The sequence below is a fragment of the Chryseobacterium sp. MMO-72 genome (assembly GCF_037146035.1).
Taxonomy (GTDB): Bacteria; Bacteroidota; Bacteroidia; order Flavobacteriales; family Weeksellaceae; genus Chryseobacterium; species Chryseobacterium indicum.
The window spans coordinates 31,833-50,405 of record NZ_JBBCWG010000017.1; the positions used below are offsets into that span (position 1 = coordinate 31,833).

At 36.7% G+C, this 18,573-nt stretch carries 18 protein-coding genes and 1 pseudogene; 5 read left to right on the plus strand and 14 right to left on the minus strand.

Annotated elements, in window-relative coordinates; all coding sequences use genetic code 11:
- Positions 1 to 86: 86 nt before the first annotated feature.
- From WFH39_RS18585 to WFH39_RS18595, 3 genes are all read right to left on the minus strand, one after another.
- Positions 87 to 962: a tyrosine-protein phosphatase gene (locus WFH39_RS18585; RefSeq protein ID WP_336690973.1), complete on the minus strand. Its 876-nt coding sequence runs from the start codon at positions 960 to 962 to the stop codon at positions 87 to 89.
- A gap of 292 nt (positions 963 to 1,254) precedes the next feature.
- Entirely contained in the window at positions 1,255 to 1,884 is a 630-nt protein-coding gene (locus tag WFH39_RS18590; RefSeq protein WP_336690974.1) for a thiamine diphosphokinase, read from the minus strand.
- Positions 1,874 to 2,443 (minus strand): cob(I)yrinic acid a,c-diamide adenosyltransferase, encoded by a 570-nt coding sequence (locus WFH39_RS18595; RefSeq protein ID WP_108410175.1) that lies wholly within the window; start codon positions 2,441 to 2,443, stop codon positions 1,874 to 1,876. Before WFH39_RS18595 ends, WFH39_RS18590 begins: the two co-directional genes overlap by 11 nt.
- 441 nt (positions 2,444 to 2,884) lie before the next feature.
- Between WFH39_RS18595 and WFH39_RS18600 the strand changes: the two genes are divergently transcribed.
- Positions 2,885 to 3,385, plus strand: a complete 501-nt coding sequence (locus WFH39_RS18600; protein WP_087709278.1) for a DinB family protein — start codon at positions 2,885 to 2,887, stop codon at positions 3,383 to 3,385.
- A 384-nt stretch (positions 3,386 to 3,769) separates the two neighbouring features.
- Here the strand turns inward: WFH39_RS18600 and WFH39_RS18605 are convergent, their stop codons facing one another.
- The 3 genes and pseudogenes from WFH39_RS18605 to lptB all read right to left on the minus strand — a co-directional run.
- Positions 3,770 to 4,726 (minus strand): helix-turn-helix transcriptional regulator, encoded by a 957-nt coding sequence (locus tag WFH39_RS18605; protein WP_336690975.1) that lies wholly within the window; start codon positions 4,724 to 4,726, stop codon positions 3,770 to 3,772.
- 98 nt (positions 4,727 to 4,824) lie between these two features.
- The gene (locus WFH39_RS18610) at positions 4,825 to 6,555 is read right to left on the minus strand and encodes an ABC transporter ATP-binding protein (RefSeq protein WP_336691006.1); all 1,731 of its coding nucleotides are present in this window, start codon (positions 6,553 to 6,555) and stop codon (positions 4,825 to 4,827) included.
- A 501-nt stretch (positions 6,556 to 7,056) separates the two neighbouring features.
- Positions 7,057 to 7,782 (minus strand): annotated as a pseudogene (gene lptB, locus WFH39_RS18615) (LPS export ABC transporter ATP-binding protein); the annotation flags it as partial.
- A gap of 176 nt (positions 7,783 to 7,958) precedes the next feature.
- Here lptB and WFH39_RS18620 point away from each other — a divergent pair.
- Entirely contained in the window at positions 7,959 to 8,687 is a 729-nt protein-coding gene (locus tag WFH39_RS18620; RefSeq protein WP_336690976.1) for a hypothetical protein, read from the plus strand.
- Positions 8,688 to 8,842: 155 nt separating this feature from the next.
- Here WFH39_RS18620 and hemB read toward each other — a convergent pair whose 3' ends face one another.
- Entirely contained in the window at positions 8,843 to 9,832 is a 990-nt protein-coding gene (gene hemB, locus WFH39_RS18625) for a porphobilinogen synthase (protein WP_076395578.1), read from the minus strand.
- 120 nt (positions 9,833 to 9,952) lie between these two features.
- Here hemB and WFH39_RS18630 point away from each other — a divergent pair, with 120 nt between their 5' ends.
- The 3 genes from WFH39_RS18630 (at position 9,953) to WFH39_RS18640 (ending at position 12,617) form a co-directional block, all read left to right on the plus strand.
- On the plus strand, positions 9,953 to 10,303 hold the full coding sequence (locus WFH39_RS18630; RefSeq protein WP_214590612.1) for a T9SS type A sorting domain-containing protein: 351 nt from the start codon (positions 9,953 to 9,955) through the stop codon (positions 10,301 to 10,303).
- Positions 10,304 to 10,395: 92 nt separating this feature from the next.
- Entirely contained in the window at positions 10,396 to 11,307 is a 912-nt protein-coding gene (locus WFH39_RS18635; RefSeq protein ID WP_336690977.1) for an ABC transporter ATP-binding protein, read from the plus strand.
- Between the two features lie 2 nt (positions 11,308 to 11,309).
- On the plus strand, positions 11,310 to 12,617 hold the full coding sequence (locus WFH39_RS18640) for an ABC transporter permease (RefSeq protein ID WP_336690978.1): 1,308 nt from the start codon (positions 11,310 to 11,312) through the stop codon (positions 12,615 to 12,617).
- Positions 12,618 to 12,699: 82 nt separating this feature from the next.
- On the opposite strand, the gene WFH39_RS18645 is transcribed toward WFH39_RS18640, so the two are convergent.
- The 7 genes from WFH39_RS18645 to WFH39_RS18675 form a co-directional block, all read right to left on the minus strand.
- A complete protein-coding gene (locus WFH39_RS18645) occupies positions 12,700 to 13,362 on the minus strand; it encodes a porin family protein (protein WP_214590615.1) in 663 nt (220 codons plus the stop codon).
- Between the two features lie 15 nt (positions 13,363 to 13,377).
- Positions 13,378 to 14,250, minus strand: a complete 873-nt coding sequence (sucD, locus tag WFH39_RS18650) for a succinate--CoA ligase subunit alpha (protein ID WP_047488432.1) — start codon at positions 14,248 to 14,250, stop codon at positions 13,378 to 13,380.
- Between the two features lie 91 nt (positions 14,251 to 14,341).
- On the minus strand, positions 14,342 to 15,244 hold the full coding sequence (locus WFH39_RS18655) for a UDP-3-O-(3-hydroxymyristoyl)glucosamine N-acyltransferase (RefSeq protein ID WP_336690979.1): 903 nt from the start codon (positions 15,242 to 15,244) through the stop codon (positions 14,342 to 14,344).
- Positions 15,245 to 15,432: 188 nt separating this feature from the next.
- Complete coding sequence (gene efp / locus WFH39_RS18660) at positions 15,433 to 15,999, minus strand: elongation factor P (protein ID WP_027379799.1); 567 nt, start codon at positions 15,997 to 15,999, stop codon at positions 15,433 to 15,435.
- An 18-nt stretch (positions 16,000 to 16,017) separates the two neighbouring features.
- Entirely contained in the window at positions 16,018 to 16,350 is a 333-nt protein-coding gene (locus WFH39_RS18665) for a hypothetical protein (protein WP_336690980.1), read from the minus strand.
- 26 nt (positions 16,351 to 16,376) lie between these two features.
- Positions 16,377 to 17,171 (minus strand): acyl-ACP--UDP-N-acetylglucosamine O-acyltransferase, encoded by a 795-nt coding sequence (lpxA, locus tag WFH39_RS18670; RefSeq protein WP_076395592.1) that lies wholly within the window; start codon positions 17,169 to 17,171, stop codon positions 16,377 to 16,379.
- Complete coding sequence (locus WFH39_RS18675) at positions 17,172 to 18,569, minus strand: bifunctional UDP-3-O-[3-hydroxymyristoyl] N-acetylglucosamine deacetylase/3-hydroxyacyl-ACP dehydratase (RefSeq protein WP_336690981.1); 1,398 nt, start codon at positions 18,567 to 18,569, stop codon at positions 17,172 to 17,174.
- Positions 18,570 to 18,573: the final 4 nt, after the last annotated feature.

Genomic DNA, 18,573 nt, shown 5'->3' on the forward strand with positions numbered 1-18,573 from the left:
CAAAATTGCTAAAAAAGTTTGGTTTTTTAGCGTTAAAATTATTATAAATTTTAATGGATTTTATTGAAGAAAATAAAGCTAAATTATCAATATGTAAATTTAAGAATATATTCCTGTCTTTTATTTTCAGAAATTCCCAAAGCCTCTTGAATATATCGATCCATAGAACCGTATTTGTTGTTAATTTCATTAAAAGCAGCATCCAGATAACCGGTTTCTATCCAGCTTAATTTTTCCAGAACTTTGATGTCTAATTTCGGGTATATAAAATGCAGGTTGTCGGCGAGATGAAGTCTTTTATCGATTAACTTTTTCCTGTAATTATTGGATAAAAGATAATCGTTATAAATGGTATCTTTATCGAATTTTAAAATTGTCAGAATCAGAGCGGTGGTGATTCCGGTTCTGTCTTTCCCTGCAGTACAGTGATATAAAACAGGCTGATCTGATTCTAAAATTTCTGTGATAATTTTTCTTATGATTTCTGGGTTTTCCGTGACGTAGTCTTTATAAAAGTCATGCATTCTTTTGTCTGCATCGGAACCGCTGACTTTTCCTTTTAAGACCAATTTCTTTGCCTGATCCAACTGATCGCCTTTGTCTTCAAACGCTGAATAATTTTTGTAAACAATTCCTTCCGGAAGATGATCGGGCTTCTTTGCAATTTCTTTTGAATTCCGAAGATCGATAATTTCTCTGATGCCTAAATTTTCAAGTTGTTTAAAAGAAGAATTTTTCAGTTTATATAAATTTCCGCTTCTGTACAGTTTTCCTTCTTTGAGGGTTCTTCCGTCAATATTTCTGATGTTCCCAACTGTTCTGAAATTGTTGACTTTTTTAATCTGAATATCTTTTCCAGCTTCTCTTTTTCCAAATTCGGGTGTGGAAAATTGTTGTGTCTTGCAGGATAAAACACAGAGTAATGTGATAGTAAGGAATGATATTGTGATGAGGTTTTTCATTTTTATTTTCTCACATATTTCAAGAATCTACACCGATGTTCGCGTTGATTTTTTATGTTTTGGCTAAAGCCAGTTGATGTTTTTTAATTTTAAAACGTGCTAAAGCCCGTTCCTATTGATGCGGATAACTTTATTATTTATTTTTATAAAACCAAGCTCGTGCAATTTGTGAAAACATTAGCAATTAAAAATGGACTAAAATAGTTCCTGTTGATCCGTTGTTCTGCATATTTTACAATATAAAATCAAATTTGTGCAATTTGTGAAAACATTCGTGGAATTTGTGTTTAAACTACAAATAGTTTTTCCCAACAAACAAAAGCAAATCTCCTTTTTCGTATTCAATGGAAACTTCATCTTCCACAGCAAAATTTCTCGTTCCGATTCTGGAAGTAATATCTAAATTTCCGTTTGTCAAAGCCCAGTTTAATCCTTTGGTCGTAATATTTTCAACTGCCGGAAACGGATACAAAGAAATCATTTTGTCTTTCACTCCTGTTACAGCAAATTGTTTCGGGATAAAATAATATTCTGAAAATTCATCATAGAATTTGATATCGAGTTGATCTTTAAATCCAAAAGCTACGGTAAGATTTCCCAGAAAATGATCCTGCTCTCCTCCACTTCCTCCAAAAACATCTACTTTTTTAAAATCTTTTTCTGCAATAATTTCCAAAGCTTTCAGGAAATCCGTTTTATCCTGATCGGGCGTATAAATGAATTTGTTTTCATATACATTTTCGTCCGAACCGGAATGTGAGTCGAAATCTCCGGAAATAAAATCCAGCTTCTCCAGAGGGAAATTCAGGTTCTTAAGATAATGAAAAGCACCGTCTGTACAGGCAATAAAGCTGTATTCTTCAAGGTTGGGAAAAGATTTGGGAGGATCTCCGTTGATGAAAAGCAGTACTTTATCTTTCATTCGGGTTCCAGTATTCTTCCGGTTCGTTGTTGATTTTTGAGATGTATCTTGCCAGAACGAAAAGATAGTCGGAAAGTCTGTTCAGGTATTTAATGAGTTCCGGACGCACTTCTTCCGATTCGTTTAAGAAAACCAAGGAACGTTCTGCTCTTCTGCATATTGTACGTGCTGCATGTAAGAATGTTGCTGCTTTTCCGCCTCCGGGAAGGATAAAATACTGAAGCGGTTCGCATTTTTCGTCAAAAGCATCCATCCAGTTTTCGAGTTCTTCGATTTCGGCATCTGAAATGATTAAAGGAAGGCGCGATTTTCCGTTTGCCAACATGAGTTTATCCACCGGTGTTGCCGCTTCGGAACCTACGGTAAATAAATCGAACTGAATTTTTTTCAGCTGGCTTAACACTTCTTCATCTTCAATATGGCTTTTGGCAATTCCGATAAAGGAATTCAACTCGTCTATATTTCCGTAACTGTCGACTCTAGCACTTGCTTTTGAAACTCTTGTTCCCCCGTACAAAGCGGTCTGACCTTTATCTCCTGTTTTTGTATAAATTTTCATAGGACTAAATTAGTTTTTTAAAATTAGGTTTACAAATTTTGAGTTTAAGGAACTTTACATTTGTGATTCCGGCTGCGACCTAGCCCAGATTGCAGCATTTGTCTGAGCTCATTTATCTTTTCGGCGGCAGCAAAGCTGCCGCCGAAAAGATAAATAGCGAGTGCGGAAAGCTGGAAACAGCTTCAAATAATTAATGTTGATGGTTTTTGGTTTTGGGTTTCGGGTTTGAAACCATGATTCAAAAAAATGACCGATTAAAAACCGGTCATCCTCAAATTATTTATCTACCTAACATTGCTTTAAGTATGATTATCTAACGGAGAAATATTAAAAATTATTTTAAAAAAGAAAAAAAATTTTTATCCTGAAAATCCTACTGACAAACTGTTGTCACCACCACGGTTTATCTTTGTATCAACAATAACAAACAACATTAAAACTATGACAACTACAGCAACCATCACAAAACAGTTTATGACTTCGGAACAATTATTAGAACATTGGCAGGGTCACAGAAATTTAACGAGAAGAGTGATCGAAGCGTTTCCTGAAAAGGATTTATTTGAATTTTCGATTGCGGGAATGAGACCGTTCGCAAAGTTAGCAGTTGAATTAATCAGCATTGGCGGACCTGCTTTGAAGGGGATTGTCGACAAGAATATGGAAGCTTACAATGAAGAAGGTTTTGTGCCGAAAACGAAGGAGGAACTTCTGAAAAAGTGGGACGAAGAAACGGAAACAATCAATCATTATTTTGCGCAGATTTCGGAGGAGCGTTTTCAGGAGACTTTTAATTTATTCGGACAGTATGAATTTCCTGTGTATCAGAATATTCTGTATTTCGTTGATAATGAAATCCATCACCGTGGACAAGGGTATGTTTATTTAAGAGCTTTGGGAATTGAACCGCCTTTTTTTTGGGAGAGATTTTCGGTTCGTTAATGCCTTTGTTCAAACTGAAATCATTGATTCTCTCACGAAACCGCAGTAAGGAAACAGAGCGGAGACGCGTCTCATAGGTTAAATTTTAACGAACTTTTATGATCTGCGGATCTGCTCTTATTTAAAAATGAAGTTTGTTTAAGCTAATTTTAAATTTAACCGCAAAGGAAGCAAAAGACTTTATAGAATTTATTGATATTTCAAAAGGTTTGCAAAAGGAACTTTTGATTTTTGTTAACTTATGTGTTATTTTTATATTAATCATTAAACTTAAAATAACTAAAGTGTTAATCTTATGCTTCTCTTGCGGTAAAAAATAAAAGTTTAAATAAGTTTATCATTTTAAATTATTGCCAGAAACCTCAACAGAAATTGTTGGGGTTTTTATTGATGCTTGTCTGCAATCTTTGACAACAAATCATTGAGTTGTACTTTGAGGGTTTCGGGTTCTAAAATTGTTGCATAATCTGCAAAAGTAATCAGCCAGCGCGGAAATCCATCTTTAATGGATTCTGTTTCGAAAGTGAGTTCTACCATTCCGTTTTCGGCATCAATTTCTTTGGTTAGACCGTAGTATTTTTTGGAATTGACCAGAAAAGTCATGATCTTTTTCTCCACCAAAAGTCTTACGCGTGTTTTATTGCCGTTGCTGCTTTGTCTGTAATCATTAATCTGCCCGTATTCTCCTAAAAAAGGATTCTGGGTTTTCGAAATCTTTAAAATCCGGTCGACACGAAATTGCCGAAAGTCGTTTCTCAAGGTACAGTAAGCCATGATGTACCAATAATTGAATTCAAAGAAAACGCCGACTGCTTCAATGGTTCTTGTGGAAATTGCTTCATCAACGGTTTTATATTCCATGATTAACTGCCGTTTTTCGGCTATGCTTTCCAGAATCGTGGGTAGAACATCTTTAATGGTATCTTCGGTTTCTGCATGATACTGAAAAACATCAATCTGATTTTCAATATTTTGAATTAGATTTCTGTCGGAAAATTTTAAAACGGAACGCACTTTTTCCATCGCGGTCTGATAATGATTTCCCAAACTCTGATGCGAAAATTTCTGCATTAGTTTTTCGGCAGTGATGAAACTCAGAACTTCTTCTTTGGTAAACATGACGGGCGGCAATTTGTAACCTTCCATTAAAGAATAGCCACTTCCTGCTTCACCAATGATTGGAATTCCGGCATTTTCCAGTGTTTTTACATCGCGGTAAATGGTTCTTACACTCACATCAAATTTGGCAGCCAGATCCTGCGCTCTTACAAGCGGTTTCGACTGTAATTGAGTGAGAATTGCCGTGACGCGGTCGAGTTTTTTGAGGTAATGGTCGTTCATTGGGTATGAAGGTCGGAGTGTTTTAGTGTTTTAGTGTTTTAGTGTTTTAGTGTTTTAGTGTTTAGCAAAGTTATCTTTTATCTTTTATCTTTTATCTTTTATCTTTTATCATTATAAGTATTAACCAATTTATCCAGATTTAAACTTCTTGCAGAGGCATCAAAAATTTCTCTGTAGGTTCCGTTGGTCTGTACCAGTTCATCGTGAGTGCCGCTTTCCACAACCCTGCCCTTTTTCATGACGTAAATTTTATCTGAATCTAAAATCTGCGATAAAGAATGGGAAATAATAATTACGGTTCTGCCTTCTTTTATCGCATCCAGAGAATTTTTGATCTGTTCTGTGGCGATGGCATCGAGGCTCGCCGTTGGTTCATCAAGGAAAATAATCGGAGGATTTTTTAAGAATAATCTGGCGATGGCAATTCTCTGCTGTTGTCCTCCGGAAAGTTGCGTGGCATCATGATTATATTTTTCGGGTAAATCTAAAATCTGTTCATGGAGATAGGCTTTTTTAGCCGCTTCTTCAATTTCTTCGAATGTTGCATTCATGTTTCCGTATCGGATATTGTCTTCGATGCTTCCCTGAAAAATGTGGTTTTTCTGAAGTACCAATCCCAGATCGTTTCTCAGAAAAGTATTGTTAAAATGATTGAGATCTACCCCGTCCAAAAGAATTTCTCCGGAATCAGGAAGATAGAATTTGCACAGAAGATTGATAATCGTTGATTTTCCTGCCCCGCTTAAGCCGACTAAAGCTGTTGTTTTTCCGTTTTCAAATTTCATGGAAACATCGTGAAGCGCTTTAGTTCCGTTCGGATACGTGAAATTGATGTTTTTTAATTCAAAATTTCCTTTGATTTCTTTTTCTACAAAATTACCGTTCGGTTCTTTTTCGTCGTCCGCATTTAAAATATCAAAATACCCTTCTGCATAGATCATCGCGTCATTCATGTCATCATAAATTCTGTGCAGTTGTCGAATAGGAGCCGAAACATTATTGAAAAGCATGATGTGAAGCGTGATCGCTCCGATGGTCATCTGCTGATCCAGAACGAGGTAAACCGTAAGAAGGATTATCAAAACCACTCCGAACTGTTCAATGAACGTTTTTAAACCATCATAAATAAAATTTGTTTTTCTTGTAAACATCTGACTCTCCATCAACTGCATCTGTAAGTCGTACTGTTTTTTTCCTTCAAATTTTTCACGGACAAAACTTTTAATCACCATGATGGAGTTGATTAAATTTAAAAGTCCTGAAGTTTTCTGTTCACGCTGGTTTCGCAGAGTTCTTCTCACTCCGCTTAACTTCTTCGCCTGTAATGAGCTTACATAAAAATAGATGGGAACAATGATGGTGGAAACAATTCCGACGTATACATTTTGCAGATACATGATAACCAATGCAATAATTGAATTTGAAAACAGTGGAAGCATATCTATAAAAAAGTTCTGCACCAGTCGTGTTAAACTTTCGATTCCTCTGTCTATTCTGATCTGTAACTTTCCGGATTCGTGGTTTTCATCATTAAAATAAGCCACTCTGTAGGTTAAAATTTTATCGATGGCAGATTGTGCGAGAATAGAACTTACATTAATCCTGATCTTTTCGCCATAGAATTTCTGTCCGAAATTGATAAAAATATTCAGCAGTTCTTTTCCCAATAATATAACGGAGATGATTACGAGAATATGAATTCCTTCCGACATCGGATGCGGAAGATGCGTAAGTTTGGTTACCTCATCTACCGTATATTTTAAAACCAAAGGATTGACCTGCGCCGCCAAAGCTCCTAAAAAGGTTAGAAAAAGCGTTCCGTAGATCATCAAACGATACGGTCTGATGAAAGGAACAAGCTGTTTATAGATTCCGAATAAGGTGACAGTTCTGTTGAAAGGTTTTGCCATACGATGATTTTAAATAAAAAACGTACCGTTTTACAGAGAAAACGGTACGTTTTATTCTATTTTTCAGCAAATAATTGCTTTAATTTAATTTTCGAATACGTAAGTTGTAAGGTAATGCAACTCAGGTTTACTCGCTGCTTTTGAGTCTGATTCTGCCTGTTCTAAAGAATACATTGAATTAATCTCTTTCTTCTGAAACACAAACGAATTATTGGCATTTTTATCGACCACCTCATTAAAAATATGCTGAATTTCGGAATTTCCCAATGAGGCAAAACTGATGTCTTCAAAGCCATGCATTAATCTTAGATCATCAAACTGAGCAAAATTTTCATCCACAAAATTCTGAAACTGGGTTTTAGAATCGAAATTTCCAGCCCAGATATTATATCCGTAACTTTTCTTTTGCGGTTTATCGAAAATGCTTTGGTAAACGAAGTTTTCTCCTAAATAAGCTTCTCTTACCTGCGGATCGTTTGCCAGTTCTTCCGGAAGTCCTTCTTTCAGAATTCTTCCTTCAAACATAATGTATGTTTTGTTGGTAATAGCCAAAGTCTGCTGTACGTTGTGGTCGGTAATCAGGATTCCGATGTTTTTATCGGTCAAACTTCTTACGATTTTCTGGATATCTTCAACCGCAATCGGGTCTACTCCGGCGAAAGGTTCATCCAGAAGAATAAAACTCGGATCCGTTGCAAGACATCTTGCGATCTCTGTTCTACGTCTTTCCCCACCGGACAAAAGATCTCCACGGTTTTTACGGACGTGCTGTAAGGAAAATTCTTCAATCAGCTCATCACATTTCATCTGCTGTTCGCGTTTTGAAAGCTTGGTCAACTGTAAAACGCCCATGATATTGTCTTCCACGGAAAGTTTACGGAAAACAGACGCTTCCTGAGCCAAATAACCAATACCTTTCTGAGCTCTGCGATACATGGCATCGGTTGTGATTTCCTGTTTGTCGAGGAAAATTTTTCCGGAAGTAGGCTTAACCAAACCGACAATCATATAAAACGAAGTGGTTTTTCCTGCTCCGTTCGGACCAAGCAAACCCACAATTTCTCCCTGCTGAACCTGTACAGAAACGCCTTTTACCACTTTTTTAGGACCGTATTCTTTGATTAAGTTTTCTCCGCGTAAAATCATAAGGGCAAAGATAAAGTTTTTTTGAATTCAAATTTTAGATTAAAAAATGGACTTGAAAGTTTTGTGAAATTTTAATACATCGTTTAAAGATTCTTCGAATAATATTTAACTCAAAATTTTTAAAAACTTTATTTTATTTCCATAATTTTAAGCTTTCATCAACACTTATTATTACTATGGAAAATAATCAACAGCTTACCGAGCTTTTAGCTTTAGATCTTGGTGTAAACATCATCAACCGAAGACCTTATGCGAAAGAAGTTTTCAAATGGCAGGATATGGATCTGCTTCCGCATTCTTCCACCGATACTTTGCTTTGTGAAATCTACGAATGGAACGGAAGAAACTGGAGAACCACGAATAATAATCTCATAGGCTATTTATTTGGCAGTGATCAGTTAAGTACCGTTAAAAATCAATTGATGAATGTTCAGAAATTTCCGGCTCTGATTCCTGATTTTGAATTTACGAAAGACAGCATGATTGAATTCGGGCTTGCTCTTCCCTCTCTTTTCAATATCGGAATTAAAGGCGACATTAAAAGTGCCAAAGATTTTTCTGTAAAAGTAAACGGGGTTACAAAATCCAGAATCACCAACATAGATTCTCCGGGAATAGAAATCCTCAGAAAATATTCTGAATTTACCCAAAACGAATCCAGATCATACAGAAAGAACATCAAATTTAATTATCTGAGTACTTCTTTATTTTACGCAGAAAGCGTGGAAATTAATCTTGAAAAAAACGCAGGCGTAAATCTTGATGTGAGTTTCCAGACACAGGATGTTGAAGTGAAAGCCAATGTTGATACGGATACAAAGAAAAATTTCGTTCTGAAATATACAGGAAATCAGGCTCCTTTTGCTGCAAAATTTACGAAAGGAAAAGATTTTAATATTTCCTGATATTCTTATAATCAGGTTTTAGCCAAAGCTTACAATCATTAATTATTTTTTCTTTGCTTTCAAAATAAGTTTTGGCTAAAGCCTAATTTGGAGTTCATCAATAAAAACATTTCGATCCGAAATGTTTTTTTTATTTAAAGTAAAATGTGAAAAAATTATCTGTTCAAAATCATTGCAGCTTCTTTCGCGAAATACGTGAAAATCATATCAGCTCCGGCTCTTTTGAAGCAGGTTAAGCTTTCAATAATGGTTTTGTCATTATCCAGCCATCCGTTTTGCGCAGCCGCTTTTACCATAGCATATTCTCCACTCACATTGTAAACCGCAATCGGAAGATCAATTGCTTCACGAACTTTAGAAACAATATCCAGATACGGAAGTCCCGGTTTAATCATGATAATATCGGCTCCTTCTTCAATATCTTTAAAAACTTCGTTCAACGCTTCTCTGGAATTATGAAAATCCATCTGATATGTTTTTTTATCCTTCGGAATTTCCATATTATCTTTTGGTGCACTGTCTAATGCGCTTCTGAAAGGTCCGTAAAACGAACTTGCATATTTTGCAGCATAGCTTAAAATTCCCACATCGGTAAATCCACTGTCTTCCAAAGCTTCACGAATCACCTGAACCCTGCCATCCATCATGTCACTTGGTGCCACAATGTCTGCTCCGGCTTCTGCATGTGACACAGACATTCTTGCCAAAGCATCGTTTGTAGCATCATTTACAATTTTTCCGTTTTCGATAATTCCGTCGTGACCGTAAATAGAATAGGGATCTAAAGCAACATCGGGCATTACCACCATTTCGGGAAGCGCATCTTTGATCGCTCTGATCGTGTTCTGCATCAGTCCGTTTTTATTCCATGCTTCTTTTCCGGTATTGTCCTTCAGGTCTTCTGAAACCTTCATGTAAAGATTAACAGCTTTTACACCTAAAGAAAATAATTCCTTACATTCTTTCACCGTCAGATCAATACTTCTTCTGAAAATTCCCGGCATCGACGGGATCGGTTCTTCTTTATTCTCGCCCTCCATTACGAAGATCGGCATTACAAAATCATTGGTTGTAAGAGAACATTCTCTTACCAGACTTCTTACAGATTCATTTACTCTCAGCCTTCTATTTCTTGAATGTATCATTTTGGAATACTTTTTGAATGAAATTTAATGCAAATTTACTACAACTTATATAAAAAACTATTGCGTAGAATTGCAGAATTATTTATTTTTGTTAAAATATCCCTTAGAAATTATAATTTGATGAGAAAACTTTTACTTTTGTTTATCTTTTTAGGCGCATTTGTTGGATTTTCCGGCAATATGAAAGCGCAGATAAAGGAGCCGGCTTCCTTCTCTCAGAAGTCTGATGACGGAGTGCTTGTTGCTTATCCTAATCCGGCTAAGGATTTCCTTATCGTAAAAGCGAAAGATCCGAACCTGAAAATAAGAAGTGTGATTTTCTACTCGATTTTGGGTACACAGATCGCAAGCTACTCGGTAAACATGAATTCCGGTGAGATTAATATTGAAAAACTAAAGCCCGGTAAATATTTAATCCGATATATTCTGAGTGACAACACGATGAAAGTCACACAGATTATGAAACAATAATTTAAATCCTGATAATCATCAGGATTTTTTCTTTTAGCTTAATTATTCCGTAACTTTCGGAACATTTTTATACTAATTATAAAAACAAATTAATGCTAAAAGCTGAACATATTAGAAAGACCTATAACGCAGGAAAAAAGGTAGCTTTGGATGATTTTAGCATCCATGTTCCGAAAGGAAGTGTTTATGGTCTTTTAGGTCCAAACGGAGCCGGAAAAACTTCTTTTATCCGGATCATCAATCAAATTACGCAGGCAGATTCCGGAGAAATACAGATCAACGGACAAAAGCTTAATCCGGATCATATTAAAGATATCGGTTATATGCCTGAAGAACGCGGGCTGTATAAAAACATGACGGTTGGAGATCAGCTTCTTTATTTCGGTGAGCTGAAAGGTATGAAAAAGAATGATGCTTTGCAGGAAGCCAAAAAGTGGTTTGACAAACTTCACATCGACCAATGGTGGAAAAAAAAGCTGTCTGAGCTGTCAAAAGGGATGGCGCAGAAAATACAGTTTGTGGTTACCGTTCTTCACCGTCCGCATTTGTTGATTCTTGATGAACCTTTTTCTGGTTTTGATCCTGTAAATGCCAATTTAATTAAAGACCAGATTATTGATCTTAAGAATAACGGAACTACCATTATCCTTTCTACTCACCGAATGGAAAGTGTGGAGGAAATGTGCGATTATGTGGCTTTGATTAATAACTCAAAAAAAATTATCGACGGAAGGGTTTTCGATGTACGCGAGAAATTCAAGAAAAATATTTTTGGGATCACGCTTTCTGATGTAAAAAACGATCAACTGGAAAGTTTCCAAAGTAAGTATGAAATTTTCAATATCAATCATGAAAATAACCTGGTTTCTTTTGATCTGAAAAATGAGACTGACCAGAATCATATTCTTCTGGATCTTGTACATGTGGGAAAAGTAAGATCATTCGACGAAAAAATTCCGAGTATGAATGAGGTGTTTATTAATGCGGTAAGCAATAATTCTTAATTATGAATAACATTTTTTTAATTACAAAAAGAGAATTTCTTACGCAGGTTAAGAAAAAATCTTTCATCATATTAACGCTTTTAGCTCCAATTCTTTTACTTGGTTTTGGCGCAGTTATCGGTTTGATGTTTAAGGCTAACGAATCTCACAGCATTATTGAAGTAGTTGACAAAAACGGTTTGTTTAAAAATCAACTGAAATCGAATGATAAACTGAACTATGTTTTTGTTTCTGCAGCAGATGAAAAGTCAAAGATCAACAATCTGAAGAATAATGAATCTCTAGACGGGATTTTGGTTCTGCCTGAACTGAAAGATCAGAATTTTGATGAATTAGAAAAGAATACGAGGCTTGTTATCAACAATAAAATCGGGTTCGATACGAAGCAGAAGATTGTTTCGGACATTAATGAAGTCATCAAAAAAGAGAAAATAAAAAAACTGGGTATCGCTGAAGTACAGCTTGATAATCTTGACAAAAGTTTCAATTTAAAAACGATTAACGTCTCGGAAAATAACAAAGAAGATTCTGATCTTGCTTTCGGCGTAAAAAGCGTTCTGAGTATGCTTTTAATGTACGTGACATTCATGTTTATCATTATCTACGGAGTTAGGGTGATGAGAAGCGTACTGGAAGAGAAAAATAACCGTGTTGTGGAAATTATTATTTCTTCGGTGAAGCCTTTTGAACTGATGATGGGTAAAATTCTGGGGGTAACAATGGTTGCACTTACTCAATTTATCGTTTGGATCACGATGTCGGTTATCGGAGCTTTGGTTCTGAATACCGGATTTTCTGCCATTCCGAAAAATATTCCCGGGAATGAAGGTGTTGCTGAAAAATTTGATGTTTTACAGATGGGAACTCAGATTTCGCATAGTTTACTGGAACTGAATTTCCCTTTAATTATTTTCGTTTTTATAACATTTTTCCTTTTAGGATATATCTTTTACAGTTCCATTTATGCCGCAATCGGTTCTGCTGTAGATAACGAGACAGAAACGCAGCAGTTCACATTATTTGCAGTTCTGCCTTTAATGCTTGGAATGTATGGGAGTTTCACGTTAATGAATAATCCGGATGGTCCTTTAGGATTCTGGCTTTCTATTATTCCGTTTACGTCTCCTGTTGCCATGATTGCGAGAATTCCTTACGGAGTTCCGGCGTGGCAGATTGCGCTGTCTATTGGCTTGCTTCTAGGAACGACTCTTTTTATGATATTTCTGGCAGGTAAAATTTACCGTGTAGGAATTTTAATGTACGGAAATAAAGCTACTCTGAAGGAAATCTGGAAATGGATTAAAGGATAAGCTGTAAGCAGAATTATTTTATATAAAAAACTCCCGAAACATTCAGTTTCGGGAGTTTTTATGTTCTGATTAGAATCAATTTTTATTTGAAGATGTAGCTTAAGCTTAAGCTAAGAACCTGCTCAGACTTACCTTTATCAGTTCCTTTCGGCTCCTGATTAAGTCCCGGATATGTATTCGTAACTCCGAAATCATATCTTGCCGTAAGCTCCAGCTGTCTTTTATAGCTATATCCTACTCCTAGTCCTATTCCAAAGTTAAATGAACTCGCTTTACCATTTACATTAGGATAATTCGGATCAATCTGATCTTTTGTGTAGTAGATCTTAGGTGCGTTTTTAACGTTCTGACTTAATAAAAAATTAAATCTAGGACCTATTAATCCAAAAAATTCAGATTCAGCTTCAGAAAAATACCCTTTAAATGAAATCGGTACACTCAGATAGTTATTTGCGTATACCGCATCATAACCGGGATAGTTTTTAGCATCCTTATCTTTTCCTGTTTCTCCTGCTCCAAAGTAAACTACTTCAGGCTGTATGAAGAACTGGTTGTCTGAACCTATCGGTATTAAAGCCAATACTCCTGCCTGAACGGTATATCTAGGACCGGAAGGATTGTGAGCATTCTTCACTCGGGAATAGTTTCCTCCGACAGTGACACCAAATCTTGTGCTACTAAAATCGATCTGTGCGAAAGACATGGTAGAAAGTGCCAATGCAGAGGCTAATAAAAATTTTTTCATATCGTTATGTTTATGTTATCCTAGAATTTTTGCAACAGTAGCACCAATATCTGCAGGAGAGTCTACCACGTTAATTCCGTTTTCTCTCATGATTTCCATCTTAGCCTGAGCTGTATCTTCTGCTCCGCCTACGATTGCACCTGCGTGCCCCATTGTTCTTCCTTTAGGAGCAGTCTGTCCTGCGATGAAACCTACAACCGGCTTTGTAGAACCACTTGCTTTGTACCATCTTGCTGCTTCCGCTTCAAGACCTCCACCGATTTCTCCGATCATTACAACCGCTTCAGTTTCAGGATCGTTGATGAATAATTCCAAAGCTTCTCTTGTAGTTGTTCCGATGATCGGGTCTCCACCGATACCGATTGCTGTAGAGATACCGTAACCCGCTCTTACTACCTGATCTGCAGCTTCGTAAGTAAGAGTACCGGATTTAGAAACGATACCTACTTTACCTTTTTTGAAAACGAAACCTGGCATAATCCCAATTTTAGCTTCTTCAGAAGTAATGATTCCCGGGCAGTTCGGACCGATTAATCTGCAGTCTCTGTCAGCAATGTAAGATTTTACTTTCACCATATCCGCTACAGGAATACCTTCAGTAATACATACAATAACTTTGATCCCAGCTTCAGCAGCTTCCATAATAGCGTCAGCAGCAAATGCAGGCGGTACGAAAATAATACTTACGTTAGCTCCGGCTTTTTCTACAGCATCTGCTACCGTATTGAATACAGGCTTCCCTAAGTGCTCGCTTCCTCCTTTTCCCGGAGTAACACCACCTACTACGTTGGTTCCGTATTCGATCATCTGGCTTGCGTGGAAAGTACCTTCGTTCCCTGTAAATCCTTGTACAATTACTTTAGAATCTTTGTTTACTAAAATTGACATTTTATTATTTATTTAATTTATTTATTACTTTTTTAAATGCACACAAATTTAATTAAATTTCTTTGATTTAAGATAAATCTAACTAATTTGTTTATTTGAGATTTCTCAGTTTGACTTCTTTTTTAAGATACGTTTTAAAATCTTCTGCAAACATCCCGATGTAAGTTCCTTTTTCGAGATCTCTGTTTACTCCGGTTTTCCCTAATAATACAGAACCGCTTTCGATTTTATTTCCTGAGGCGATACCGACCTGTCCCCATAAGGTAACCTCATCACCGATAACACAGCATCCTGCAATACCGACCTGAGAAGCGATAAGACATTTTTTTCCGATCACGGTATCGTGCCCGATCTGGATCTGATTATCCAGAACAGAACCTTCTCCGATAATGGTAGAATCTGTAACTCCTCTGTCGATAGTACAACCGTTTCCGATCTCTACATTGTTCTCGATCACTACATTTCCTACTGAAATAAGACGGTCGAAATTGCCGTTCAGTTTTCTGTAATAAAAAGCGTCACCGCCTAAAACGGTATTGGACTGTATCACTACATTGTCTCCGATTATTGTTCTGTCGCCAATGACAACATTAGGAAAAATCAGGGTGTTTTTTCCTATTTTCACGTTATTTCCGATAACCGCAGAAGCATGAATTTTTGTTCCCTCTCCTATTTCTACATCATGAAGTTCTTCCGTGAAGTTATAGATTCTTGTAAAATGGGTATTGATTTTATTGAAATCTCTGAAAGGATCTTCTGAAACCAACAATGCTTTTCCTTCCGGGCATTCTACTTCTTTATCGATCAAAATAATCGTCGCAGCGGAATTTAATGCTTTATCGTAATATTTGGGATGGTTAACGAAAACGATTTCACCGGCTTTTACCATGTGAATTTCGTTCGTTCCCAACACTTCGAAGTCTTCTGAACCTACAAATTTTGCCCCGATAAGTTCGGCAATGGTTTTCAGTTTTTGGGGTTGATGAAACGTCATATTTTTTTAAATGATGTTTTAAATTTTCAACCGTGTCTAGGTTTGGAATCCTGACACGGTTTTGTTTTTCCAATTTTAATTGCAGCCCGACCGAACCCTTCGACAAGCTCAGGGTAAACTACAAAACTGCCATAAAAAATGAAAGCTGAAAGTTGTTATACTTCCAGCCTCATATTATTTGTGAATAATTATTCTTTTACTCTTTCAAGGTAAGAACCGTCTTCTGTGCTTACTTTGATTTTGTCTCCCGGTTCAATGAACAGAGGAACCATTACTCTTGCTCCTGTTTCTACAATTGCATTTTTAAGAGCGTTGGTTGCCGTATTTCCTTTTACTCCCGGATCAGCTTCCACCACTTCCAGATAAACGGACTGCGGTAATTCTGCCGAAAGCGGAGTTTCGTCTGCTTCTTTCAAAATGATGGTTACTTCTTCACCCGCTTTCATCAGGTTGGAGTTTTCGATCATTTCTTTGTTAAGGTATAACTGAGAGAAATCATCGTTATTCATGAAGTGAAAACCATTTTCATCATCGTAAAGATACTGGTATTTTCTTGTGATTACTTTTACCTCATCAATTTTGTGACCTGCAGAGAAAGTATTGTCGATTACTTTACCGTTGGTTACAGATTTTAATTTTGTTCTAACGAAAGCAGGACCTTTTCCCGGTTTTACGTGAAGGAATTCGATAACTTTATAAATATCGTTGCTGTATTCGATGCAAAGTCCTTTTCTGATATCGTTACTTGTTGCCATTAATTTATTATATATTTTTTATTTTCTTTTATTAAATTGTATTCCTTCTCCCTGAGTTGGCAGTCTGTTGAAAACATTATTATTGAATGAATTCACATTATTATTCAGTCTGTTTACATTCGTCTGTATCTCGGAATGATAGGGATTGGCGGTTCCAAAAATTGAATTACTGCCGGAATTATTCTGTTTCAGAATATCATTGAGATTATGTTTAGCAATGCTGTCACTGGATTTTGAAGGTAGTCTTCTTTCCAGAATAGAAGTCTTGGCTGTTTTCTCCGTTTTTAATCCTTCTTGTCCGGACAAAAAAGATGCTGTAAAACACATTAAAACAAAAATCAGACTTTTCATTGATAACAGCGCTAAATTTTTCTTTATTATTCTCTTTCCTTCCCTGTTCCGTATCCTTTTACGATCCCTCGAGGAGAGTTTTGGATAAACTGAAGGATTTCATCTCTTTCAGCCGTCGGAAGCATCTCTTTTTCGATGTAAAGTAACGCTTGGGAAACATTCATCTTCATCTGGAAGATCGCTCTGTAAATTTTCTGAATTTCAAAGATTTTTTCGTTGGTAAATCCTCTTCTTCTTAAACCTACGGAATTAATTCCTGCATAAGACATCGGTTCTCTTGCCACTTTTACATAAGGCGGAATATCTTTTCTTACCAGAGTTCCTCCCGAAATCATTACATGTTTTCCGATTTTTCCGAACTGATGAACAGCAGATAAACCACCCATTACAGTATAATCTCCGATTTCCACATGACCTGCAATACCACAACCGTTTACGATGATCACATGATCTCCGATTACGCAATCATGAGCAATGTGGGAAGTTGCCATAATAAGACAGTTTTTCCCGATTTTGGTAAAACCTAGGGCTTTTGTTCCTCTGTTTACCGTTACACATTCTCTGATCGTTGTTTCATCGCCGATAATGACCTGCGTATCTTCACCATCAAATTTCAAATCCTGAGGAATCGCAGAAATTACCGTTCCCGGAAAAATTCTGCAATTTTTACCGATTCTTGCACCATCCATGATGGTAACATTGGGACCAATCCATGTTCCTTCCCCAATTTCCACGTCCCCTGCAATTGTAGTAAAAGGCTCTACGATTACATTTTTGCTGATTTTCGCACGTTTATCTACGGCTGCTAACTGATGAATCATTTAATCAACTTTATTTTTTGCAACTTGGGCCATAAGTTCTGCTTCTACCGCTACCGTATCTCCTACATAACCATAACCCTGCATATGAACAATTCCTCTTCTGATAGGCTCTATCAATTCAATCTTGAAGATGAGCGTATCTCCCGGAATTACTTTTCTCTTGAATTTTACTTTATCTATTTTAATAAAGTACGTAGAGTAATTTTCAGGATCCGGAACGCTTGCCAAAACAAGAATTCCTCCGGTCTGTGCCAAAGCTTCTACCTGTAAAACTCCCGGCATTACAGGCTCTTTCGGAAAATGTCCAACGAAGAAAGGTTCGTTCATTGTAACATTTTTAAGACCTACAACGTGAGAATCTGAAAGCTCAAGAATTTTATCAATCAATAAGAACGGTGGTCTGTGAGGCATCAGTCTCATGATTCCGTTGATATCGAAAACCGGTTCTTTTGTTAAATCAAAATCAGGAACATTTTTCTTTTTCTGCAGTTTCCACTGACGGTTCAGTTTTTTTGCAAACTGTGTGTTTACGTAATGTCCCGGTTTGTTGGCAATTACTTTCCCTTTTATTTTCACTCCTGCCAAAGCCAGATCACCGATCACATCGAGTAATTTGTGTCTTGCGGCTTCGTTAGGATAATTTAAGTTCAAATTATCAAGAATTCCGTTTGGTCTTATCGATACGTTATCTTTACCAAAGGCTTTCTTTAGTTTTTCTGTAGTTTCCGGTGTAAGATCTTTATCTACATAAACAATCGCATTTGAAATATCTCCGCCTTTGATCAAACCGTGATCCAAAAGCATTTCCAGTTCGTGTAAGAAGCTGAATGTTCTTGCGGATGAAATTTCTTCTTTAAATTCAGAAATATTTTTAAGCGTAGCATTTTGAGTTCCTAAAACTTTGGTCCCGAAATCTACCATTGTTGTTACTTCATAGGTATCTGAAGGAATAATAGTGATCTCTGATCCTGTAGCCGGATCGCTGTAGGTAAGAACTTCTTTTACCACAAGATATTCTCTTGCTATATTTTGCTCCACTACTCCTACGCTTTCGATTGCTTCTACAAAGAATTTTGAAGAACCGTCTAAGATCGGCGGTTCGGAAGCATCCATTTCAAGAAAGGCATTATCAATATCACATCCTACCAAAGCCGCTAAAAGGTGCTCGCAAGTTGTGATCTTTACTCCCAGTTTTTCTAATGTTGTTCCTCTTTCTGTAGCCACAACGTAATTAACGTCTGCTTCGACCTGAGGATGCCCTTCCAAATCTGTTCTTACGAATACGAAACCTGTATTTTCTTTTGCAGGTTTCATGGTTAATTTTACTTCTTTACCAGTATGAAGTCCGATTCCGGAAAGTGTCACTTCCTGCTGAAGTGTTTTTTGCATATCACTCATTAGT